Consider the following 22,576-nt stretch of genomic DNA (forward strand, 5'->3'; position numbering starts at 1 on the left):
GAGAAAATAATTGATCAATATGCTTATCAAGGTTTTTGCCTCAGGATGCCGAGGTAATGGGGTGAGTTTGTATTGGATTTATATCGGGCAGATGTCCGTTCCGCCAACATTCAGAAGCCCTGAGTTAGCAATAACTCAGGGCTTCGTTGTTTTGACTTTCTGGCAAAACGTTTCGTTATCTGACGTTATTCAACTTTTGCTTTAACAAAACCCATTGATGGGCTGGCTGCGCGTTCATGACGGGCGATAAAACGATAGCTACCGCCGGCCAGAAACGCGCCGATAAACCAGCTAAAGTTTGCCACCTGATGCAAGCCCGGCGTGAAGCTGATGAACAGGCCAATCAGGACGGCTGGCACCAGTGCCATAATCGCTTTCGGGTTGAAACCATTGCTGTACCAATAACGGCCGGACGGCGTGGCATTGAATAATGCATCAACATCCATACTGCCACGTTTAATCAGGTAGTAATCCGCCAGCAAAATCCCAAACAGTGGGCCGATAAACGCGCCCAGCACGTCCAACGTATAGTGGATAATTTCCGGTGACTGGAACAAATTCCACGGCGTCAGCAACACGGAACCGACGGCGGCGATCATCCCTCCGGTGCGGAAGCTGATTTTCTGCGGAGAACAGTTGGAAAAATCGAAGGCCGGTGACACGAAGTTTGCCACGATATTAATGCCTATGGTGGCGATGATCATGGTCAGCAAACCGAGCGCGACTGCCACGCTGTTACCGACACGGCTGACGGTTTCGATAGGATCAGTGATCATCTGGCCGAACAGCGACTGGGTGCCAGACACAATAACCACGGTGACAATCGAGAACAGCAGGAAGTTGAACGGCAGCCCCCAGCGGTTGCCCCGGCGGATCTCGCCCATGCTTTTAGCGTAACGGGAGAAATCACCAAAATTGAGCAAGGGGCCGGAAAAGTAGGAGACCACCAGCGCCGTAGCGGTAAGCATTTCCCAGCCTTGCTGGCCGACAGTCAACGTCTTGCTCGACAATGTGAAAGAGATATTGCTCAGGCCGGTTTTATACAAAATCCAGCCAGCCAACATTAGCATTACCACGTACACTGCAGGCCCGGCGATATCGATAAAGCGTTTAATCGCGTTCATGCCGTGCCAGAACACCATCGCCTGCAACACCCACATAATGCCGAAACAAATCCAGCCCATTGCCGACAGACCCAGCCAGTGTGGCACGGTTAACGGTGTTAGTGACGGGAAAAACTTCAGCAATACCAGCATCAGGGCATTGGCGGCAAGATAGGTTTGAATGCCGTACCAGGCGAAAGCAATCAGGCCGCGTATCACCGCCGGAATATTGGCACCAAACACCCCGAAAGCCTGACGGCAAATCACCGCGTAAGGTACACCGGCCTGCTGACTGGGTTTCGCCACCAAATTGGCGCAGATCTGCACGATACAAATTCCGCACAACAAACAAAGCAATACTTGCCAGCTTGTTAGTCCGAGAGTGAAGAAGCTGGCGGCCACCACATAGCCGCCCATGCTGTGCACGTCAGACATCCAGAAAGAAAATATGTTGTACCAGCTCCAGTTCTGGTTGCGGGTCGGGGCTAAATCGTCATTACACAGTCGCGGGCTGTAATGCGGTTTAATCACGCCTGCGCTCATGGATGAAGATGCACTGGCGGAAGAGATTTCCTGATTTGGCATAAATCGTGCTCCTGTCATAAACACCGTGTCGAAAGAGGGAATCCGCAAAGGCGGTGTTCCAACAAATAAAGCCGTCACGGGAGCAGTGCAGGATCCAGGCCACCTTTGATTTTTTGTATACAATATTTATCATTCAAGTATACGATTGACTCATTAATTGGCTCACCATAGAAAAGCGGAGTGGCAGCAATGACCAGTTGGAGCGGGCTGAATACGGCCTATTTTACCGAGGATAAGGACGATCACATTTATAACGCGCTGGTGAAATCGATCGTTGAGCATCAGCTTTTACCGGGCAGTAAATTACCGGAAGAAGCGCTGGCGCAAGCGTTTTCCGTCAGCCGTACCGGCATCCGTCGGGTGCTTCAACGCCTTGCTGCGGTGCAGCTAGTCACCTTGCTGCCCAAACGTGGTGCGCATGTCACCACGCCGGACGCCGACGAATCCCGTGATGTCTTTGCCACGCGAAAAATCCTCGAATGTGCCAATCTTCCGCGCGTTGTCGCGCACTGCCAGTCGCCGCATAGGGTGGCATTACAACAGCTGGTGGAGCAGGAAAAACGCGCGCATGAAGAAAGAAACGGCGCGGCGGCCATCCGCCTTTCTGCCGCATTTCACGTCCAGTTACAGGCCATTTCCGGTAATAAAGTACTGACCGAAACCGTATCGCAGCTCACGTTACGTTCCTCTCTCGCGATTGCCGCCTGGGGCGCACCGTGGCAGCAGGGCTGCCGTTGTACTGACCATGATGACTTACTCGAACTGCTGAAAAATCGTGATACCGACGGTTTGGTCGACAGTATGGCGCATCATTTTGACCATATCCTCGCTAGCCTGCGCTTTGAACCGCACCGCAGCGAAACGCCGGACTTTATGCAACTCTTTGCCGTGCACTCGGCTCAAATGAATAAGGAGCCGGGTTAATGTCAACAAGCTCGCCATCACTTTGTATACAATTGATCAATCCTAATACGAGTTTTGCAATGACCGAATTAATGGCGGTGACCGCCCGCCAGGTCGCCGCATCGGGTACGGAGATTCTGGCTGTCTGCCCGAGCGAGGGTGCGCCATCCATTGAAGGGCATTTTGATGAAGCCATCGCCGCGATGGGGGTTTTGCAACAAGTGAAAGCCGGGCGCGATGTTGGCGTCGATGGCCACATTATTGCTTGTTTTGGCGATCCGGGTTTGCTGGCAGCACGCGAACTGGCGCGTGCGCCAGTGGTCGGTATTGCCGAAGCGGCTATGCACATGGCGACGATGCTGGCGACGCAGTTTTCCATCGTAACGACCTTACCGCGCACGCTGGTTATCGCGCGACATTTACTGCATCAGTATGGCTTTGAGCGCCACTGTGCGGCGCTACACGCGATCGACCTGCCGGTGTTATCGCTGGAGGACGGCAGTGGCCTGGCACAGCAGAAAGTGCGTGAGCAGTGTATTGCGGCGAAGCGATCCGATGGCAGTGGGGCGATCGTCCTCGGATGCGGCGGCATGGCAGATCTGGCGCATGAGTTGACGCTGGAACTGGGGATCCCGGTGATCGACGGCGTCAGCGCAGCGGTCAAAATGATCGAGGCGCTTGCGGCATTACGGCTGACGACCAGTAAACATGGCGACTTAGATTATCCGATTGAGAAAACACTCTCAGGGCGTTTTAAGGGGTTGAACACGAGGGATCTCAATGTCTGATATTGATTACCGTTTCACTGAGAACTACCCGCGTGACTTAATCGGTTACGCCGGTCGCCCGCCACACGCCAACTGGCCGGGCAACGCGCGCATTGCACTGCAATTCGTCCTTAACTATGAAGAGGGCGCTGAGAATAACGTTCTGCATGGCGACGCTGGGTCCGAGCAATTTCTGTCAGATATCATCGGTGCAGCGAGTTTCCCCGACCGCCATATGTCAATGGATTCCCTCTACGAATATGGTTCACGCGCCGGTTTCTGGCGCATTCATAATGAGTTTAAAAAGCGCAATTTACCGCTGTCTATATTCGGTGTCGCCATGGCGCTGGCGCGTAATCCTGAGATCGTCAGTGCCATAAAAGCTGCCGACTACGACGTGGTCAGCCACGGCTGGCGCTGGATACACTATCAGGACATGAGCAAGGCGCAGGAAGCGGATCACATGCAAAAAGCGGTCGCGGTTCTAAAAGACCTGTTCGGCAAAGCGCCGCTTGGCTGGTACACCGGTCGAGACAGCCCGAACACCCGTCAACTGGTGGTTGAATCTGGCGAATTCCAATACGACAGTGACTACTATGGCGACGACCTGCCGTTCTGGACACCGGTCAAACTCGACAGTGGCCAGGTGAAACAGCATTTGGTCATACCTTATTCGCTGGAGACCAACGACATGCGCTTCGCTTCGCCGCAAGGCTTCAACAGTGGTGAGCAGTTCTACACTTACCTGAAAGACAGTTTTGACGTCTTATATGAAGAGGGCGAAACCAGCCCCAAAATGATGTCGATAGGCATGCACTGCCGGATTCTGGGGCGTCCGGGACGTTTTCGGGCTTTACAGAGGTTTTTGGATTACATCGGGGGACATGACAGGGTGTGGGTATGTAAGCGGCAGGAAATAGCGGATCATTGGATTAGGCAGCATCCTGCTGAGCGGTAAATGTTTCGGCGTTTAAGCTCGATTTGATTTTTCAATTTCATCTTTTAAATTTAAATTCAACATCAAATTCAAATTCAAATTCAAATTCAACATCAAGACCGTGGGCGTCGGCCCACACCGACCAGAGACCCGCAGTCGCGCGGGCCTCTGGACTCCGCGCTTTTTTATGCAACACCGGCAGCTGCGCGGGTCACCATGGCCGTGTTTCAGGGACCATGACGACAGCCGCAAACGCCGCCGCTGCGCGGTGCTCTCATTACGGGTTACAACCCGCGCAAACTGACGCGCGGTTTTTCACCGCTTATTCGACGTCGTTTTGAATGCGGCCGAGGCTTTTTCAAATTCAAATTCAACATCAACATCAACATCAACATCAACATCAAACACAAATTCAACATCAAGACCGTGGGCGTCGGCCCACACCGACCAGAGACCCGCAGTCGCGCGGGCCTCTGGACTCCGCGCTTTTTCATGAAACACCGGCAGCTGCGCAGGTCACCATGGCCGTGTTTCAGTGACCATGACGATAGCCGCAAACTCCGCCGCTGCGCGGTGCTCTCATTGCGGGTTACAACCCTCGCAAACTGACGCGCGGTTTTCCACCGCTTATTCGACGTCGTTTTGAATGCGGCCGAGGCTTTTTCAAATTCAAATTCAAATTCAAATTCAAATTCAAATTCAAATTCAAATTCAAATTCAAATTCAAATTCAAATTCAAATTCAAATTCAAATTCAAATTCAAATTCAAATTCAAATTCAAAAAAATAGGTTGGGTCTGTTTTTAAAAATGTTGAGGCCGCATTCAAAATATCACCGGCAAGTCGGTGGCGAGACAACATCTTTACCGTTGGCTCAAACCCGCAGCCGGGAATCGCGGAGCGATGATATTTTGCGGCTATCGCAGAGATACCTGAAACACGGCCATGGTGACTTGCGTAGCTGCTGTTTTTAAAAAACGCAGGATTGTTAAGGGCCGCGTTTACGGCCCTTAACCCGGTGTGGGCCGGCGCCCACGACTTTGATGTTGAATTTGAATTTGAATTTAAAAGATGAAATTGAAAGAAAAGTTTCCTCAGCTTTCCAAAGCTGAACCGCCAATGGTTCGGTCAAACCATCAGGCTGACGTGTGCAGCAACAATTTTCCAGCCACTCGGCATCTTCACCCATGTTTGCTGTTGACGCCCCACTTGGTCGCTGCCCGCGCGTCGAAATTCCGTGCTGGCGACGGCCATGTCATCACCGAAGGTAGTGATAACGGTGTTGACCAGCTCGCGATCGAGGCCGTGCGACGGGCGCGAGGCTCGGAATGCACGGATGGCTTCGATGCCGTAAATATTTTCTCCCACGCCATAGCGCACGGTGCGTGGATCGTGCCAGAACAGCTCGTCGAGCACGTTAATGTCATTGCTGATCAGCGCCTGTTCATAGCGATAAAATGCCGCGTTCATTTCGGCCAGAATGGCCGGACGGTCAATGTTGTCAGTTTTCATTCTGCGTTCTCTGGTTAATTGATGCCATCACCGGTGAGGTAAGTACCTTCACCAAACCCTGTTGCTCGAGTGCCCAGGCGGCGCGCAGACACAGGTCTTCCCGCCATGGCGGTGCGATCAACTGTAAGCCTATCGGTAGCCCGCTGGCGGTTATTATAGGCACCGACACCACCGGCAGCCCAAGGAAAGAGATCGGCTGTGTCAACATCCCCATGCTGGCACGGGTAGGTAGGTCGGTGTCGTTAATTCTAAAGGTTTCCTGCCCGATCAACGTGGCGCTACACGGTGTGGAGGGCGCAATAAGAATATCCCAATGCTCGAACAGCGGTAAAACTTGCTGCTGAAACTGGTGGCGGAAACGCTGCGCCTGAACATACCACGCCGCGGGGATCATCGCTCCGGCTAATAAGCGTTCTCGCGATAATGGCTCAAACTGCTGTGGGATACTGCGTAACAGCGGTAAATACTGGTTGCCGCCTTCGGAGGCGGTGATCAAAAATGCCGCCGAGCGTGCCAGCTCTGCCTGCGGCATCTCAACTTCCTCTTGTGCTTCCAACGCTTTTGCCACCTGTTGCACGGCGGCTTTGGCATCGGCGTCGCACCACGTAGAGAAATAACCCCCAAGCATCGCTGTGCGCAAACCCTGCTGGCCGCGAGTCAGGCTGTGGAAGGTTGCGGTGGTGGGTTTATCCGCCTGGAAGGCATCCTGCGGATCAGCGCCCTGAATGGCATCATAAACGTGTGATAAATCAGCGGCGCAGCGCGCCATCGGGCCGAGATGATCCAGACTGGCAACAAATGGTTGGCTGCCGCTGCGCGAGATACGCCCGAAAGTCGGCTTCAGGCCGAGGATGCCGCAGAGTGATGAAGGGACGCGGATCGAACCATTGGTGTCGCTGCCGAGGGCAAAATGTACCAGACCGGCAGCCACGGCGGCACCCGAACCGCCGGAAGAGCCTCCGGCAATGCGGCTGAGGTCGCGTGGGTTATGCGTCACGCCGTAGTGACTGTTTTCGGTGGTGAAACCATACGCGTAAGCGTCCATATTTAGCATGCCGGACAGCATTGCGCCTTGGCTGGTGAGGCGCTGCACTGTCCACGCATCACTTTTAGCCACCGGGTTACGGCTGTTGAAACTGGCCCCGGCTAGCGTCACTTCACCGGTTACGTCGATCAGGTTTTTTACCGCATAAGGCACGGCTGCCAGCGGTGGTAAAGGCGCGCCGCTGGCACGCAGTTGGTCTATTCTCGCCGCTTCACTTTGCATACGTGCGTGGGTGACGTGGGTGAAAGCATTGAGCGTAGGGTCACTTTGTTCGATATTCTCCAGTGTGGCATTGGCAATTTCGGTCGCTGAGATTTCCCCGCTTTGCAGTGCGTGGTGCAACTGGCTGATGGTCAGATGTTCGGTGGGTTTCATGCGCGATACACCCCGGCAACTTCAAGGCGTGAGTCGAGTGGCAGGTCCATCAGCGGTTGCGCCATCTGTGCAATACGGTTGAAATGTATCAGTACTTCCTGACGACGCACGTCGTCGAGTTCCAATGCCAGAACGGATTCCATCTGGTGGACATAGGCAGCCCAGTCGGTCGTTGTTGCAATAGTTTCCATGATTATCCCCTGTCAAAAATCAGAATCCGGCGGCGCTGCCGTTGCTGCGTGGGTCGAATGCGCCTTCGAACATACCGTTAGTGTGACGCACCACCGCCCCGGCATGGCCGACCGCCTCACTGAAATCAGGCAGCATTTCAACGTCGTGTCCGCGTTGACGCAGCCCGGCTAGCGTGGCGTGGGAGAAACGATCTTCAAGTTTTAACGAGTCTGATGTTTCGCCCCAGGTGCGGCCTAGCAACCAGCGCGGGCCGCTGATAGCTTGTTGTAGCGATTGGCCCTGCACCACATGGCGGATAAAAACAGCCGCCTGCGTTTGCGGTTGACCGTCGCCGCCCATCGAGCCGTACACCATTGTACGGCCATCATATAAACGGGCCGCCGCCGGGTTGAGCGTGTGGAACGGCTGTTTGCCCGGTTTGAGTGCCAGCAGATGGTTGGCATCAAGGCTGAATGACGCGCCACGGTTTTGCCATAACACGCCACTGCCTGGTAGTACCACGCCGCTGCCAAATTCATGATAGATGCTTTGAATAAATGACACCGCCAGCCCGCTGCTGTCCATCACACCCATCCAGACCGTATCACCGGGTCCCTTGCCCTTGCCCCAGTCAGCGGCGCGGTGTGGATTGATCCGGGTAGCGAGGACATCGAGGTAGTCCGGATCGAGCAGACTCTGAGCCTCCTGGGTCATCATTTTGGGATCAGTAATAAAGCGGTCGCGCAGCCCGAATGCCAGCTTGGTGGCTTCCACAATGCTGTGGATAGTCGCGCCTTCGTCCATCGTTGCCAGCGGCAGGCGGTCGGTCAGTCCGAGGATCGCCAGTGATACCAGACCTTGTGTCGGCGGTGTCAGGTTAAAAACTTCCCCTTTGCTGTGTTTAAGGCGCAGAGGCACACGCCTCTGCGGTTGGTAAGCCGCCAGATCGGCGCGGGTCACCGGCATACCGAGTTTTTCCATGTCGGCGGCCATATTGTCAGCCAGTTCGCCACGGTAAAAGCTGTCCAGTCCGTCCTCACACAAAATGGAGAGCGTGGAGGCCAATTGCGGCTGGGTGAAACGCTGGCCGGTGCGCGGTGCTTCACCGTTCGGCAGAAATACGTCGGCGAAGGAAGGGATGTTTTTCAGCTCGTGCTGCTTGGCGCGAGTGGCGGCCTCTTGCGATGCAGTGACCGGAATGCCGTCGGCGGCGTAGCGGATAGCATCTCGCAGCAGACGCGAGAGCGGTTTTTGATCGCCGCCTAATTCCGCAGAGAGACTGAGCGCTTCCTGCCAGCCGCCTACCGTGCCAGCGACGGTCAGCGCAGCTTTCGGGCCTCGGTACGGAATATGGCTTTCACCGGCATAGAAATCCAGCGTCGCGTGGGTGCCCGCGGCACCGCTGGCGTCAATGGCCACCGGATCGCCTTGCGGCGGGACAATCAGCCAGAAGCCATCACCGCCGAGACCGTTCATGTGCGGATAAACGACGGCAATCGTGGCAGCCGCCGCCACCATCGCTTCGATGGCATTTCCACCTTCGCGGAGTACCGCGAGTGCGCTTTGGCTGGCGAGGTGATGAGGGGTAACCGCCATACCGAGTGGGGAACTATTGCTGTTGATCATGTGGATGCCTTTTTCTTGTGGCGACGTGTGCAGGGGCACATCTTATGGCTGTCTTTGTCCTAAGAGTAAGCAAGAGGTGTTCCACATCGGTGGGAAGTGAGTAATTTCGCTTGTATTCACCGCACGAATGCGTGATATGTTGCGCTGAAACATCCGTTACAGATACCCGTGATGTTTCGAGTTGCAGATATGCTGGCTGCTTTCCTGCAATTCGAACTATGCAAGTTAGGGATAGGGGAAGACATGAAACAAATTGATGAGCGTCTGCGCGACCACTATTCAGCTTTGACGCCGCAGGAACAGCGGGTGGCGGATTTTATCTTTGCCAATATCGATGATCTGATGAGCTACAACAGTGCAGAGCTGGCGCGCCTGAGCCATGTCTCCAAAGCCACCGTCAGTCGCCTGTTCAGACGTCTCGGTTATCCCAGCTACCGCGACATGCGCGATGAGGTGCGCACTTTACGTCAGAGTGGAATGCCGCTGACCGACAGCCGCGACGCTGTGCAGGGCAATACGTTATTGTCCCGCCATTACAAGCAGGAGATGGCCAATCTCACCCAGTGGATTAACCAGATTGATGACCAGCAATTCACCGCGGTGATCGCCGCATTGAGTCAGGCTCGGCAGGTGCGGTTACTGGGGTTTCGCAACAGCTATCCGGTGGCGCTGCACTTGCGCCAGCAACTGATTCAGGTGCGGCAAGGTGTGATGATGATGCCGCAACCAGGCCAGACACTGGCCGAAGAACTGGTGGATCTGATGCCTCAGGATGTGGTGATTTTTGTCGCATTTCGCCGCAGGCCCCGCATGATAAAGACCATTCTGACGCAGTTACAGACGCTTGGCGTGCCTGTTCTTCTGATTTGCGAACCGCAGGCTCAGACACTTATCCCGTTGGCAACCTGGCATCTGGCTGCGCCTCTCGACAGCGTCTCGGCGTTTGACGCCTACTCCGCGCCAATGAGCTTGGTGAATCTACTCAGTAATGCGCTCCTGCATGACATGCTGGCCGCTGGTCGTCAGCGGATTCATCAAATTACTGATCTCTACGACGACCTCGACGAACTAGAACATCGCTAATTTGCGCTTTTTTGGTGCCACCGCCCACTTATAGTGCATGCGTTGCCCTTTGAACGACCTTCACCAGCCCGGTTATCCGGGCGGTAGACCACCTGTTACTCACATCTGACCCGGTAAAACGTGACTTTTTTCTCATTTCATCTGCGGCGCATGCGTTGGCACATTAGTTGCAGAACGCTTATTAAGAGAATCTATCGTTTCACTCATTCAATCACCGGAGATAATCTATGAACATGAACAAACGGGTTTTGGCGTGGGTAGGTGCCGCGATGTTAGTTTTTCAGGCATCCGGAGTGATGGCCAATCAGTTGCAGGATATCCAGAAACGCGGCGTGCTGCGCGTGGCAATACCTCAGGATTTCCCGCCATTCGGTTCGGTCAGCAAGGACTTACAGCCTGAAGGCTACGACATTGACATGGCGCATTACCTGGCTGACAAAATGAAACTTAAGTTGCAACTGGTGCCAGTGTCGAGCGCCAACCGCGTGCCTTACCTGCAAACAGACAAAGTGGATCTGGTGATCTCCAGCCTGGGTAAGAACGCCGAGCGTGAAAAAGTCATCGATTTCAGCAACGCCTATGCGCCGTTCTTCCTCGGTGTTTTTGGTGCCAAAAATGACAACATGACTTCACTGGCCGGTCTGTCCGGTAAAACCGTCGGCGTGACGCGCGGCGCAGTTGAAGATCTGGCACTGACTGATGTGGCGCCAAAAGACGCCAAAATTCAGCGTTACGAAGACAACAACACCACGTTGTCGGCCTACCTTTCCGGTCAGGTGGAGTACATTGCCACCGGTAACTTAGTGGTCGCTGCCATTGCTCGTCAGAATCCGGCCAAAGCGCCCGTTTCCAAAGTGATGCTGAAAGACTCTCCGTGCTACGTGGGTCTGCGTAAGGACGAACCGGCACTAAAACAGAAAGTGAATGAACTGATTGCGGAAGCGATAAGCGACAAAACGCTGAATACACTTTCTGAAAAATGGATGAAAGCACCGCTGCCTGCGAATTTGGGTTCCTGAGCAGGATAGGGGAGAAGCGACATGACCTATCAGCTGAATTTTCTTGCACTGTGGCCGTATATGCCGGAGCTGCTGTCCGGCCTGTGGACCACCATCCAGCTGACGGTAATGGCAACGGTTGGCGGCATTGCTATCGGGATTTGCGGTGCTGCCATCCGCTGCGGCAATAACAAAACGTTGCGGACGGTATGGGGCATTTATGTCGAAGCCATTCGTAATACGCCGTTTGTCGTCCAGCTATTTTTTATCGTGTTTGGCTTGCCAGGCATGGGGCTGAAAATGACTGCGGGTGAAGCGGCACTGCTGGCAATGTTGATTAACCTTGGTGCGTACAGCACTGAAATTATCCGTGCCGGTATTCAGGCGACACCTCACGGCCAGTGGGAAGCGGGGCGGGTACTTGGACTGAGCCGTCGCCAGACATTTTTTCGCGTGGTGTTGCCGCCGTCGCTAAAACGTATTTATCCGGCGCTGGTCAGCCAATGCATTATCGTGATGCTGGGTTCTTCGGTGGTGTCGCAGGTGTCGTATGAAGAGCTGACTTTCGCCGCCAACTTAATTCAGTCGCGCACGTTTTTGAGCTTCGAGGTGTATCTGGTTACCACGCTGTTCTACCTGCTGCTGTCGGTAGCGATGCGTCAACTCCTGCTGTTTGCCGGACGCCGTTACTTTGGGGGCTACCGCTGATGATGACCTTTACCGACTGGGACATTGTGCGCAACTTACTGCTGGCGGCACGCTGGACCCTTTTACTCTCGCTGACGGCGTTTATCGGCGGCACGTTGGTCACCATACCGCTGTTACTGATGCGTCTGGGTAAACGACACTGGCCGACGCGTTTTGTGCGTCTGTATTCTGAACTGTTTCAGGGAACGCCGCTGCTGATGCAGCTGTTCTTAGCCTTCTTCGGGCTGGGATTGTTTGGCATTGATGTCAGCCCCTGGACCGCCGCCGCGCTGGCGCTCACCCTTTACACTAGCGCCTATCTGGTCGATATCTGGAGCGGCAGTATTGACGCCTTGCCGAAAGGTCAGTGGGAAGCCTGCCGCTGTCTGGGTCTCAGTTTTGGGCAGACGTTATGGCGGGTGATCGCACCGCAGGCGCTGCGCATCGCGATTGCACCCACCGTGGGTTTTTCCGTACAGGTGATCAAAGGTACGGCGCTGGCGTCGATCATTGGCTTCGTCGAACTGACCAAAGCGGGAACCATGCTCAACAACGTGACCTATGAACCGTTTAAAGTCTTTGGGCTGGTGGCGCTCGGCTACTTCCTGATGTGTTATCCGCTCTCGATGTACAGCCATTACCTCGAGAAAACATTGCGTGGAGAAAAAATAATGCCGCTGATCACGATTAATCAGGTGCAAAAATATTACGGTCAGAACCACGTGCTGAAAGGTGTGGATCTGGACATCGACGCCGGTGAAGTGATCTGCATCATTGGCCGCAGCGGCTCCGGTAAAAGTACTCTGCTGCGCTGCATAAACGGACTGGAAGGTTATCAGGACGGCAGCATTAAACTGGGCGGTATGACCATCACCGACCGCGACTCCCAGGCGCGTGAAATTAGCCGATCCGTCGGCATGGTATTTCAGAACTTCAATCTTTTCCCGCATATGACCGCGCTGGAAAACGTCATGTTGGCACCGCGCCGCGTGTTGGGTAAATCCACCGCCGAATGCCATGAGCTGGCGTCGCAAGTGCTGAATAAAGTCGGTCTGGCGGACCGCATGAATTACTACCCAGCCAATCTGTCGGGCGGGCAGCAACAGCGCGTAGCGATTGCCCGTGCGCTGGCGATGAACCCGAAAGTGCTGCTGTGCGATGAAATTACCTCGGCGCTGGACCCGGAACTGGTGGGGGAAGTGCTGAAAGTGCTTGAGCAACTCGCCAAAGAGGGGATGACGCTGGTGCTGGTCACGCACGAAATGAATTTTGCCCGCGAAGTGGGCGACCGCGTGGTGTTCATGCATCAGGGCACCGTGTGGGAGCAGGGCGAAAGCCGGGCACTGTTTGCCAATCCTCAAACCCCTGAATTAAAGCAATTTATCGCATCCGTACGTGGCCTCAGTGACGCTGCGGTCTGATAACCCCTTCTTAAGGACTTGTTATGTTGGATATTCAAACCGTTGGACAAATCAACCCGCCAACCCGTCTGCTGATGGGGCCGGGGCCAATCAACGCTGACCCGCGCGTACTGCGGGCCATGAGCTGCCAGCTCGTTGGGCAGTATGACCCGGTGATGACGGGCTACATGAACGAAGTGATGGCGCTGTACCGTGCATTGTACAAAACCGAAAATCAGTGGACGTTCCTGATCGACGGCACGTCCCGCGCCGGTATCGAAGCGGTGTTGCTGTCGGGCATCCGTCCCGGCGATAAAGTGCTGGTGCCGGTGTTTGGCCGCTTTGGTCATCTACTGTGTGAAATCGCTCGCCGCTGCCGCGCCGAAGTGCACACTATCGAAGCGCCGTGGGGCGAAGTGTTCGATCCGCAGCAAATTGAAGACGCCATCAAATCCGTGAAACCGCGCTGGTTGCTGACCGTGCAGGGCGACACATCAACCACAATGCTGCAACCGCTGGAACAGCTGGGCGAAATTTGCCGCCGCCACGGTGTGCTGTTCTATTCGGATGCCACCGCGTCTTTCGCCGGTAACCCAATGGAAACCGACACCTGGGGACTGGATGCCGTCTCCGCCGGTTTGCAAAAATGCCTCGGTGGACCGTCCGGCAGCTCGCCGGTCACGCTCAGTCCGCGCTTTGAAGAACAAATCCGCCGCCGAAAATGTGTCGAGGAAGGCATCCGCACCATCGACCATGCTGACGGTGACGAAGAGATGATTTACTCCAATTACTTCGATCTCGGCATGATCATGGATTATTGGGGGCCGGAGCGTCTGAACCACCACACCGAAGCCACCAGCATGCTGTTTGCTTCCCGCGAATGTGCACGCATCATTCTTGAGGAAGGTCTGGATAACAGTATCGCCCGTCATCAACTGCACGGCAGTGCGCTGCTGGCCGGTATTCAGGGGATGGGACTGGAGGTGTTTGGTGACCTGAACCACCGGATGAACAACGTGCTCGGCGTGGTCATTCCGCAGGGCATTCATGGCGAACAGGTGCGACAGATGATGCTTAACGATTTCAGCATTGAAATCGGTACGTCATTTGGTCCTCTGGCTGGAAAAATCTGGCGCATCGGCACCATGGGGTACAACGCCCGCAAAGATTGTGTCATGCAGACGCTGGTGGCGCTTGAAGCGGTGTTGCATCGCCTCGGTTTCGACTCAAAATATGGCGCAGGTTCACAGGCCGCGTGGGATCACTACACGGGAGGCCGGTAATGATCGATGCTTCAACGCAAGATGCCGCCCAGCGGGTAATGGCCCGCTGTGACGCACTGGCTGAGATCAGTGAAACACCGGGACAGTTGACCCGGGTTTATCTCTCGGCTGAGCATCTGCAAGCCAACCGGCTGGTCGGCGAATGGATGACATCGGCCGGTATGCACAGTTGGGTCGATAGCGTTGGCAACGTCTGTGGGCGCTACGAAGGATTGGACTCAACGGCGCCAGCGCTGTTACTTGGCTCGCATCTGGATAGCGTGCGCAATGCGGGTCGTTATGACGGCCCGCTCGGTGTGCTGACCGCGATTGAAGTGGTGGCACATCTGCATCAAAACGGTATCCGCTTGCCGATGAGCATTGAAGTGGTTGGTTTTGCCGACGAAGAGGGGACGCGTTTTGGCGTCACACTGCTGGGCAGCCGTGGCCTGACGGGCACCTGGCCGGAAGAGTGGCTGCAACGCACCGATGCCCAGGGCATTTCTCTCGCCAGCGCGATGCTTCATGCCGGGCTGGACCCGCTGAATATTTTGCAGTCTCGCCGCGCGCCGAATGCCTTCTGCGCCTATCTGGAATGCCACATTGAGCAGGGGCCTTGCCTACAAGCCGCGGATGTCCCGCTTGGTGTGGTGACCGCGATTAACGGTGCTCGCCGCCTGAACTGTCGTTTCACCGGGCAGGCGGGTCATGCCGGAACGGTGCCGATGGGGCAGCGTCAGGACGCTCTGACCGCCGCTGCCGAATGGACGCTGGCGATTGAAAGCATCACCACCGCCAGAGGCTGCGATCTTGTGGCGACGGTGGGCCATATCGAGGTGCCGGCCGGTGCGGTGAACGTCATTCCCGGCCTGGTCAATTTGTCGCTCGACGTGCGTGGTCCACGGGATGAGCTGCTTAATGCCTTGTTGGAGGCGTTGCTGGAAAAAGCGCAACAGATTGCTGCCCATCGCGGTCTGACCTTTGATGCCGAGCAGTTCTACAGTATTAATGCCACCGCCTGTGATCCCGATTTACAACAGAGACTGGTTCATAGTGTGACACCATTGCAGGGCCAGCCGATGTTATTACCCAGCGGTGCTGGGCATGACGCCATTGCAATTGCCGATTGCTGGCCGGTTGGGATGTTATTTGTTCGCTGTAAGGATGGTATCAGCCATCATCCGCTGGAGTCGGTAACGGTAAGCGATGTGGCGATGGCGACTCAGGCTTACATCAATACCGTTTTGAACTTCGCGTATGTTCATCCCGCAAGTCGCCAGTGAATTAAATGACCCCAGACCCGTTTAATTCTCCGTCATAGAGAGAGGCCATCGAAAAACAAGGCTGTTTAAGTCGCACGCTTTTGGTGAATGCGACATGGCTGACGTCGCGCTGACGGTTACATTGGCGGACCTGCTGTAGAAAGGCCATCAGCAGTGGGCTGGGGCGTTCGCGGCGCGACTGTAAATCAGGCTGGCCCTGCACGCCGACAAAAAAGGGGTGGTCATGCAGTTCGATGGCTTCGGCTCCCTGGCCTTGCGCATCGCTGCCGCTGATGCACAGGCCCGCGCTTTGCAAGTCATCCAGTAACTGCGGGTTGAGGCTCCAGCGCTGGTTGTAGCGCAGGGTCGCTTCGCAGCCCAGCACCTGTTCAACGCGGCTGCCCGCCTTACTGTAAATCCGTTGATCACCAAGACGTTGCTGCGGTGGGGTGTCTGACGGCAGGCTAGTTTGCACCCCATTCAGCGTCGTCGCGCCGTGCATCACCACGCGGTCATGTCCCAATATCTGCTGGCCCAGTGCGGCCACCATAAGATGCATTCCCTGATTAATGCCTAGCAGCGGTAGCCGATTTTCCATCGCCCAAGTCGCGGTGGCCAGTTGGCCGACTAACGGGTTTTCTTCCGTAGAATTCAGCACACCCGGTAACAGAATGCCATCAACGTCAAATAGCGTGCAGTCGAGCTGGCTGCCGATAAGATGTGGCGTGACATAAACCACTTCGATGCTCAATGCCAGTGCATCGGCGGCATCTCCCAGTGCAGCGAGCATTGCCGGATAGCTGTCGCGGTGTTCGCCGAAATCGCCCACTAACGCCACGCGCAGGTTTTTTCCTGCACGCATCACCGGTTGGGAAACCGTGCCGAGTGCCCAGCGACCGAAGGCATCGCGGCCCCAGCCGTTGCTGCGGATTTTACCGGTGATGGCGTCTTCAAGCTGGAATTTACCCTGCTGTTCCGTCACGCGTAATAACTCCACGTTGATACCATTTTCGGCAGCAAATCTGGTCAGCTCCTGGCTTATCGGCTGCATGGATGGCACCACAATATCTTCTTTTAATGCACAGTTTATCAAAGTGTTAAAGTCAGACTCGGCGCTCGCATCGCGACCGGTTAGGCGTTCTAACCATACCAACCCACTGGCCAGTTGATGTCCTTGCCGGGTGACGTACTGGCGTGCATTGGCGAAACGGTTTGCATCATGAGTGACGGGCAGGTGACATAGCGGTAACGCACGCAGTTCAGCAAGTATCGCGGCCATCGCGCCGTACAGAGCAGGTTCGGGCGTAGAGTGAGCAATAAAGGTGATGGTCATCAGTAAGCCTCTGTCAGATGTTTTTAGCGGGGAGATTTAATGCAAGAAGCGATCCACAGTATCCGAGTGGCTTTGTAAAAGAGGTGATGCAGATGCGCCGGTCGTTCACCGAACAGGTATGGGGTACAAAAACTTTCGAACTCTCGCGACCTCACCGCTCGCCAGTGATCGGTATATGAGGGGAAGATCACAACCCACGTATGCTATCCCTGCGACAACACAAAAGGCCATGTGGTCATGTGGGTAAAGCGCTAAGCTCAGGGCGGATTGTTCTCTCATCACTCATTAAGGAATTGTATGTCAGCCTCACTTTATGGCAGCACTGCAGTACAGTTTGTTCGCGGTTTACACACTCTTTCAGCGCTGTTGGAGAAAGGTGCTGCCTGGGCGCAGGAGAACGGGACATCGGAAGAAACCTTACTAAACAGCCGCCTGGCAGAAGATATGTACCCGCTGGTGCGTCAGGTACAAATCGTCAGTGATGTGTCTAAAGGGGCAGTGGCGCGTCTGGCCGGTGTGACACCGCCAGCGATGGAAGATACCGAAACCAGTTTTGTCGATTTACAGGCACGTATTGCCAAAACCATTCGCTTTATCGAAAGCGTGAAAGCCGATCAGTTGGATGGCGATGATTCACGCCCTATCTCGGTCAAAGGCCGAAACCATGAGCTCAACTTCACCGCCCACAGCTACATCATGAGCTTCGCCGTACCCAACTTCTATTTCCACATCACCACCGCGTACAACATCCTGCGTCATCTGGGTGTGACGTTGGGTAAGTCCGATTTCATCGGTGAGATAAAATAATCCTCATACTTCAAGCTGCAATGTCGTTGGCTGCCTTTCCTCCCCCGAATCACTGACTTATTGTCAGCGTATCGGCATCGTTCAGTTGCCCGCGTCTTGCCCCTCGAATTATTTGGGTTATTTATTTTATTCCCGGCTGCGCTTTGGCCGGGAATAGGCGTCTTATTCTTGATGCGAAAAAATATCAGCGTCGCGCCAGGCCGGGAAGGCTTCGCGGTATTGTTGTAACGCTTCCAGCGATAATTCCGCCGTGATCACCACCGATGCGCCCGGTTCAGCACGGGCCAGATCCTCACCCTGCGGATTGATGATGGTGCTATCGCCCGTGTAGTGATGGCCATAGTCGTCATTCCCGACACGGTTACAACCGGCGACATAGGCCTGATTTTCAATCGCGCGTGCGGTCAGTAATGCTGACCAGTGAAGGTTGCGGGTAGCAGGCCAGTTAGCGACATACAGCGCTAAATCGTAGTCCTGTTGATTGCGTGACCACACCGGAAAACGCAGGTCATAACAGACCTGAGGTAGAATACGCCAGCCTCGCCATTCCACGATTTCACGGCATTTCCCCGCCACATAATAGTTGTGCTCACCGGCCATGCGGAACAGGTGGCGCTTGTCGTAAAAGTGGACTTTCCCCTGCGGTTCAACCAGCAGAAAGCGATTTACTGCACCCTTTTCTGTCGTCAGCGCCACGCTGCCGCCGATCATGGCATCCAGTCTGGTCGCCCACTGATGTAACCACTCAATAACCCGGCTTTCCGGCAGCGCCCGGTCTGGGGCCTGCATGGCAAAACCGGTGGTGAACATCTCGGGCAACACGATCAGGTCGCGGCCAGTGAGTGAGCCAAGCAGCCCGTCGAAGTGGGCAAGGTTGGCCTCGCCATCCAGCCAAACTAAGGGTTGCTGTAATAGGGACAGTTTTAAAGTTGACACAGGCGCTCCGCAGCGGCGTCCAGCGTGGCTTCCTGCTTGGCAAAGCACAGCCGGATCAGTTTATGAGGAAAAGATGCGGCGCAAAATACCGACATCGGGATCGCTGCCACGCCCACATGTTCGGTCAGCCAGTGGCAGAAGGCAACATCATTGAGGTCGGAGACTTCACTGTAATCGACCAGCAGGAAATAGGTGCCCGCACCGGGCAGCACTTTCAGGCGGCTTTTTGCCAGCCCTTGCGTTAGCCGGTCGCGTTTAGCCTGATAAAACGCAGAAAGATTCTGCCAGTGCTGGGGCTGTTCGCGCAGCATATCAGCCAGCGCCAACTGAACCGGCGTCGTGATGGAGAACGTCAGATACTGATGCACTTTACGCAGTTCGACGCTGATTGCTGCCGGTGCCACGCAATAACCCACACGCCATCCTGTCATATGAAAGGTTTTGCCAAACGAAGAGACAGCAATGGCGCGCTGGCGAAGTTGCGAGTGGCGCAGCACGCTGGCGTGACCCTCTTTGGCGAAGCAGATATGCTCGTAAACTTCATCACTCAGGACAAAAATAGGGCGGTCCGCAATGCGCAGCCACAACTGCTCAAGATCGTCATGGCTCCAGGCGGTTGCCGAGGGATTATGCGGCGTATTGATGACCACCAGTTTGGTACGATCGCTCAGGTTGTCGGCAAAGGTAGCCCAGTCGACCTTAAACTCAGGCGGTTGCAACTGGATACGTTTCATCACGCCGCCCGCTAACTGGACCGCCGGAGCATAACAATCGTAACTTGGGTCAAAAGCCACCACTTCGTCGCCCGGACCGACCAAAGCCGTGATAGCAATGTACAGCGCTTCGGTGGCCCCCGCAGTAATGGTGATGTCGCTGGTGGCATCCGGCGTATAGCCGTAAATCAGTTCGGTCTTGGCGGCGATGGCTTCGCGCAGTGCTGCGGTGCCGGTCATTGGCGCGTACTGGTTTGCGCCTTGGCTGACATGGTATGCCAGACGCTGTTTCAGATATTCGGGGCCATCAAAATCAGGGAAACCCTGTGACAGGTTGATGGCATTGTGCTGCTGCGCTAAGGCACTCATCTGGGTAAAAATCGTCACACCTGATGCGGGAAGTTTGCTCTGGGGAACTAACGCTGCTGTACTCATGGCGGGCCTGTCTTGCGGACGTATGTTGCTCATAATGATAACACGATGTTAAGATTTGGCAATCGAGACGCTTAGACGGCTAAATGCCATTATCGTCTAATTCATAGCTAGGCTGCATATAGGCTTTCATCTTCCCTTTTTGCCGCACAGGGCCAAGGATCATCATGTCAGAAAATAGACAACTGGGCGCATTGACCGCCACCTGTCACTGGATTGGTCAAAAGGGCTGGAGTCCGGCCACCGGTGGCAATATGTCGGTGCGCGAGGACAGAGAACACTGTTTGATCAGCGAGTCCGGCAAAGATAAAGGCACACTGACTGAGCAGGACTTCCTGCGGGTAGACCTGGCCAGTGGCAAGGCTCCCTGCGGACGCACGCCGTCAGCGGAAACCGGCCTGCATACGTTGCTATACCGCCTCTACCCGCAAGTGGGCGCGGTGCTGCACACCCATTCGGTCAATTCTACTGTGCTGTCGCGTGTTGAGCGCAGTGGTGCGCTGGTGCTGGAAGGCTACGAAATGCAAAAATCATTGCGTGGTCAGACGACGCATCTGGACCAGGTCGTGATCCCCATTTTTGATAACAGTCAGGACATTCCGGCGCTGGTGCAAAAGATTGCTGCCAGCGCGGAAAAAACGCCGTTGCAATACGGTTTCCTGTTGCGTGGTCATGGTCTGACTTGTTGGGGTAACGATGTGGCCGAAGCGCGTCGTCATCTTGAAGGACTGGAGTTTTTGTTTCAGTGTGAACTGCAACGCCGACTGCTGGAGGCTAAATGATCCGCGCGATTGTTACTGATATTGAAGGCACCACCACGGATATCCGTTTTGTACATCAGGTGCTGTTCCCCTATGCCCGCGAACGACTGGAGACGTTTATCCGTACCCAGCAGGGTGAGTCGGACGTGGCGGCCGCGCTGGAGGCATTACGCGCGGAAATTGACCAACCGCAAGCCAGTGTGGATGTCCTCATCGAAAAGCTTTATGCCTTCATGGATGGCGACGTGAAATCCACAGCGCTGAAAGTGTTGCAAGGCATCATTTGGCGTAGCGGCTATGAAAACGGTGATTTTCGCGGGCATCTTTATCCCGATGTTACACCGCAGTTAAAGGTGTGGCATCAGCAGAATCTGCGACTTTGTGTCTACTCCTCCGGTTCAGTCGATGCGCAAAAACTGTTGTTCGGTTACAGCGATGAAGGTGATCTCACGCCATTGTTCAGTCACTATTTCGACACCCGTGTGGGGGCTAAGCGTGAAACGGAGCCCTACCAGAATATTGCCGGGCAACTGCTCTTGCCTGGGGAAGAGATATTGTTCCTCTCCGATATTCGCCAAGAGCTGGATGCAGCCCGCCTGGCCGGATGGCACACCTGTCAGTTGATCCGTGATGACGCCGACGCGTTGAGCGACCACCCGCAGGTCAATCGTTTTGATCAGATAGCCTTAGAAACATTTCTATAAAGAGGTTTACGCATGAGTGCTTTGACTATTTTTAGTGACCAGGATCCTTCCGCGCCAATCTGGCACAGCCGTGATGGTGGGGACATTGCAACGGAACTGAACAAGATCAACGTGCGTTTTGAGCGCTGGCAGGCAGATCGCGAACTCGGCAATAACCCGCAGCCTGCGGAGGTGATCAGCGCCTATCAACATGAAATTGACAAGCTGGTGGCCGAGAAGGGCTATCAAAGTTGGGATGTCATCAGCATGCGGCCGGACAATGAGCAGCGTGGAGTGCTGCGCACCAAGTTTCTCTCCGAACATACTCATGGTGAAGACGAAGTGCGTTTTTTCGTCGATGGCGCAGGGCTGTTTTGCCTGCATCTCGAGGGTAAAATATTCCAGATTCTGTGTGAGAAGAATGACCTGATCTCCGTGCCTGCCAAAACTCGTCACTGGTTCGATATGGGGAGTTACCCGTCATTTACGGCGATTCGCCTGTTCGATAATGTCGAGGGATGGGTGGCGCACTTTACGGGCGATAAAATTGCGGATGATTATCCGAAGTTAGGGGAGTGAGCCTTTTAGAAAGGCTTTTAACTCTTTTAAGTTCAACATCAAGACCGTGGGCGTCGGCCCACACCGACCAGAGACCCGCAATCGCGCGGGCCTCTGGACTCCGCGCTTTTTCATGAAACACCGGCAGCTGCGCGGGTCACAATGGCCGTGTTTCAGGGACCATGACGACAGCCGCAAACTCCGCCGCTGCGCGGTGCTCTCATTGCGGGTTACAACCCGCGCAAACTGACGCGCGGTTTTCCACCGCTTATTCGACGTCGTTTTGAATGCGGCCGAGGCTTTTTCAAATTCAAATTCAAATTCAAATTCAACATCAACATCAACATCAACATCAACATCAAACACAAATTCAACATCAAGACCGTGGGCGTCGGCCCACACCGACCAGAGACCCGCAATCGCGCGGGCCTCTGGACTCCGCGCTTTTTCATGAAACACCGGCAGCTGCGCGGGTCACCATGGCCGTGTTTCAGGGACCATGACGACAGCCGCAAACGCCGCCGCTGCGCGGTGCTCTCATTGCGGGTTACAACCCGCGCAAACTGACGCGCGGTTTTCCACCGCTTATTCGACGTCGTTTTGAATGCGGCCGAGGCTTTTTCAAATTCAAATTCAAA

The 22,576-nt window shown here is 54.9% G+C and carries 23 protein-coding genes and 1 pseudogene; 14 read left to right on the plus strand and 10 right to left on the minus strand.

All coding sequences use genetic code 11. From position 1 onward, the window contains the following. Nucleotides 1–185: 185 nt before the first annotated feature. A complete protein-coding gene (locus IEV89_RS00135; protein WP_188469222.1) occupies nucleotides 186–1,688 on the minus strand; it encodes an NCS1 family nucleobase:cation symporter-1 in 1,503 nt (500 codons plus the stop codon). 189 nt (nucleotides 1,689–1,877) lie between these two features. Between IEV89_RS00135 and IEV89_RS00140 the strand changes: the two genes are divergently transcribed. From IEV89_RS00140 to puuE, 3 genes are read left to right on the plus strand one after another with little or no spacing between them, the layout of a single operon-like run. Continuing rightward, nucleotides 1,878–2,612 carry a GntR family transcriptional regulator gene (locus IEV89_RS00140; RefSeq protein WP_188469224.1) on the plus strand — a complete coding sequence of 245 codons (735 nt, stop codon included), beginning with the start codon at nucleotides 1,878–1,880 and terminating at the stop codon, nucleotides 2,610–2,612. Further along, entirely contained in the window at nucleotides 2,612–3,379 is a 768-nt protein-coding gene (locus IEV89_RS00145; protein ID WP_188469226.1) for an aspartate/glutamate racemase family protein, read from the plus strand. The genes IEV89_RS00140 and IEV89_RS00145 overlap by 1 nt, the downstream gene beginning before the upstream one ends. Continuing rightward, nucleotides 3,372–4,316, plus strand: coding sequence for an allantoinase PuuE (gene puuE / locus IEV89_RS00150; protein WP_188469228.1), 945 nt, complete (start codon nucleotides 3,372–3,374; stop codon nucleotides 4,314–4,316). Before IEV89_RS00145 ends, puuE begins: the two co-directional genes overlap by 8 nt. A gap of 263 nt (nucleotides 4,317–4,579) precedes the next feature. Here the strand turns inward: puuE and IEV89_RS00155 are convergent, their stop codons facing one another. The 5 genes from IEV89_RS00155 to IEV89_RS00175 form a co-directional block, all read right to left on the minus strand. Continuing rightward, nucleotides 4,580–5,155, minus strand: coding sequence for a hypothetical protein (locus IEV89_RS00155; RefSeq protein ID WP_188469230.1), 576 nt, complete (start codon nucleotides 5,153–5,155; stop codon nucleotides 4,580–4,582). A gap of 267 nt (nucleotides 5,156–5,422) precedes the next feature. Beyond that, nucleotides 5,423–5,806 (minus strand): oxalurate catabolism protein HpxZ, encoded by a 384-nt coding sequence (hpxZ, locus tag IEV89_RS00160; protein ID WP_188469232.1) that lies wholly within the window; start codon nucleotides 5,804–5,806, stop codon nucleotides 5,423–5,425. Then, nucleotides 5,796–7,226: an AtzE family amidohydrolase gene (locus IEV89_RS00165; protein ID WP_188469233.1), complete on the minus strand. Its 1,431-nt coding sequence runs from the start codon at nucleotides 7,224–7,226 to the stop codon at nucleotides 5,796–5,798. Before IEV89_RS00165 ends, hpxZ begins: the two co-directional genes overlap by 11 nt. After that, nucleotides 7,223–7,417, minus strand: a complete 195-nt coding sequence (gene hpxX / locus IEV89_RS00170) for an oxalurate catabolism protein HpxX (protein ID WP_188469235.1) — start codon at nucleotides 7,415–7,417, stop codon at nucleotides 7,223–7,225. The genes IEV89_RS00165 and hpxX overlap by 4 nt, the downstream gene beginning before the upstream one ends. A 19-nt stretch (nucleotides 7,418–7,436) precedes the next feature. Continuing rightward, complete coding sequence (locus tag IEV89_RS00175; protein WP_188469237.1) at nucleotides 7,437–9,023, minus strand: gamma-glutamyltransferase family protein; 1,587 nt, start codon at nucleotides 9,021–9,023, stop codon at nucleotides 7,437–7,439. Nucleotides 9,024–9,266: 243 nt separating this feature from the next. Here IEV89_RS00175 and IEV89_RS00180 point away from each other — a divergent pair, with 243 nt between their 5' ends. The 7 genes and pseudogenes from IEV89_RS00180 (at nucleotide 9,267) to hpxK (ending at nucleotide 15,736) form a co-directional block, all read left to right on the plus strand. Further along, nucleotides 9,267–10,106 (plus strand): MurR/RpiR family transcriptional regulator, encoded by an 840-nt coding sequence (locus IEV89_RS00180; RefSeq protein ID WP_188470294.1) that lies wholly within the window; start codon nucleotides 9,267–9,269, stop codon nucleotides 10,104–10,106. Nucleotides 10,107–10,333: 227 nt separating this feature from the next. Then, nucleotides 10,334–11,125, plus strand: a complete 792-nt coding sequence (locus tag IEV89_RS00185) for a transporter substrate-binding domain-containing protein (protein WP_188469238.1) — start codon at nucleotides 10,334–10,336, stop codon at nucleotides 11,123–11,125. A 21-nt stretch (nucleotides 11,126–11,146) separates the two neighbouring features. Then, nucleotides 11,147–11,812: an amino acid ABC transporter permease gene (locus IEV89_RS00190; protein ID WP_188469240.1), complete on the plus strand. Its 666-nt coding sequence runs from the start codon at nucleotides 11,147–11,149 to the stop codon at nucleotides 11,810–11,812. A 2-nt stretch (nucleotides 11,813–11,814) separates the two neighbouring features. After that, a pseudogene (locus tag IEV89_RS00195) lies at nucleotides 11,815–12,441 on the plus strand (amino acid ABC transporter permease); the annotation flags it as partial. 21 nt (nucleotides 12,442–12,462) lie between these two features. Continuing rightward, nucleotides 12,463–13,212 carry an amino acid ABC transporter ATP-binding protein gene (locus IEV89_RS00200; protein ID WP_188470296.1) on the plus strand — a complete coding sequence of 250 codons (750 nt, stop codon included), beginning with the start codon at nucleotides 12,463–12,465 and terminating at the stop codon, nucleotides 13,210–13,212. A 23-nt stretch (nucleotides 13,213–13,235) separates the two neighbouring features. After that, nucleotides 13,236–14,474, plus strand: a complete 1,239-nt coding sequence (locus tag IEV89_RS00205; RefSeq protein WP_188469242.1) for a pyridoxal-phosphate-dependent aminotransferase family protein — start codon at nucleotides 13,236–13,238, stop codon at nucleotides 14,472–14,474. Next, nucleotides 14,474–15,736 (plus strand): allantoate amidohydrolase, encoded by a 1,263-nt coding sequence (hpxK, locus tag IEV89_RS00210; protein WP_188469244.1) that lies wholly within the window; start codon nucleotides 14,474–14,476, stop codon nucleotides 15,734–15,736. Before IEV89_RS00205 ends, hpxK begins: the two co-directional genes overlap by 1 nt. A 1-nt stretch (nucleotide 15,737) precedes the next feature. On the opposite strand, the gene IEV89_RS00215 is transcribed toward hpxK, so the two are convergent. Continuing rightward, a complete protein-coding gene (locus IEV89_RS00215) occupies nucleotides 15,738–17,048 on the minus strand; it encodes a glutamine amidotransferase-related protein (protein WP_188469247.1) in 1,311 nt (436 codons plus the stop codon). Nucleotides 17,049–17,345: 297 nt separating this feature from the next. Here IEV89_RS00215 and IEV89_RS00220 point away from each other — a divergent pair, with 297 nt between their 5' ends. Further along, entirely contained in the window at nucleotides 17,346–17,855 is a 510-nt protein-coding gene (locus IEV89_RS00220; protein WP_188469249.1) for a DUF1993 domain-containing protein, read from the plus strand. A 162-nt stretch (nucleotides 17,856–18,017) separates the two neighbouring features. On the opposite strand, the gene IEV89_RS00225 is transcribed toward IEV89_RS00220, so the two are convergent. Both IEV89_RS00225 and IEV89_RS00230 read right to left on the minus strand, forming a co-directional pair. Continuing rightward, on the minus strand, nucleotides 18,018–18,791 hold the full coding sequence (locus IEV89_RS00225; RefSeq protein ID WP_188469251.1) for an amidohydrolase: 774 nt from the start codon (nucleotides 18,789–18,791) through the stop codon (nucleotides 18,018–18,020). Then, on the minus strand, nucleotides 18,779–19,939 hold the full coding sequence (locus tag IEV89_RS00230) for a pyridoxal phosphate-dependent aminotransferase (RefSeq protein ID WP_188470298.1): 1,161 nt from the start codon (nucleotides 19,937–19,939) through the stop codon (nucleotides 18,779–18,781). The genes IEV89_RS00225 and IEV89_RS00230 overlap by 13 nt, the downstream gene beginning before the upstream one ends. 164 nt (nucleotides 19,940–20,103) lie before the next feature. Between IEV89_RS00230 and IEV89_RS00235 the strand changes: the two genes are divergently transcribed. The 3 genes from IEV89_RS00235 to IEV89_RS00245 are packed head-to-tail and all read left to right on the plus strand — an operon-like array spanning nucleotide 20,104 to nucleotide 21,959. After that, entirely contained in the window at nucleotides 20,104–20,718 is a 615-nt protein-coding gene (locus IEV89_RS00235) for a methylthioribulose 1-phosphate dehydratase (protein WP_188469253.1), read from the plus strand. Next, nucleotides 20,715–21,401 carry an acireductone synthase gene (gene mtnC / locus IEV89_RS00240; protein ID WP_188469255.1) on the plus strand — a complete coding sequence of 229 codons (687 nt, stop codon included), beginning with the start codon at nucleotides 20,715–20,717 and terminating at the stop codon, nucleotides 21,399–21,401. Before IEV89_RS00235 ends, mtnC begins: the two co-directional genes overlap by 4 nt. A gap of 12 nt (nucleotides 21,402–21,413) precedes the next feature. Then, complete coding sequence (locus tag IEV89_RS00245) at nucleotides 21,414–21,959, plus strand: 1,2-dihydroxy-3-keto-5-methylthiopentene dioxygenase (protein ID WP_188469257.1); 546 nt, start codon at nucleotides 21,414–21,416, stop codon at nucleotides 21,957–21,959. 209 nt (nucleotides 21,960–22,168) lie between these two features. Here the strand turns inward: IEV89_RS00245 and IEV89_RS21560 are convergent. Beyond that, on the minus strand, nucleotides 22,169–22,576 hold a 408-nt coding region (locus IEV89_RS21560), incomplete at its 5' end, for a hypothetical protein (RefSeq protein ID WP_229746312.1).

Source organism: Hafnia psychrotolerans (assembly GCF_014639435.1).
GTDB classification, from domain to species: domain Bacteria; phylum Pseudomonadota; class Gammaproteobacteria; order Enterobacterales; family Enterobacteriaceae; genus Ewingella; species Ewingella psychrotolerans.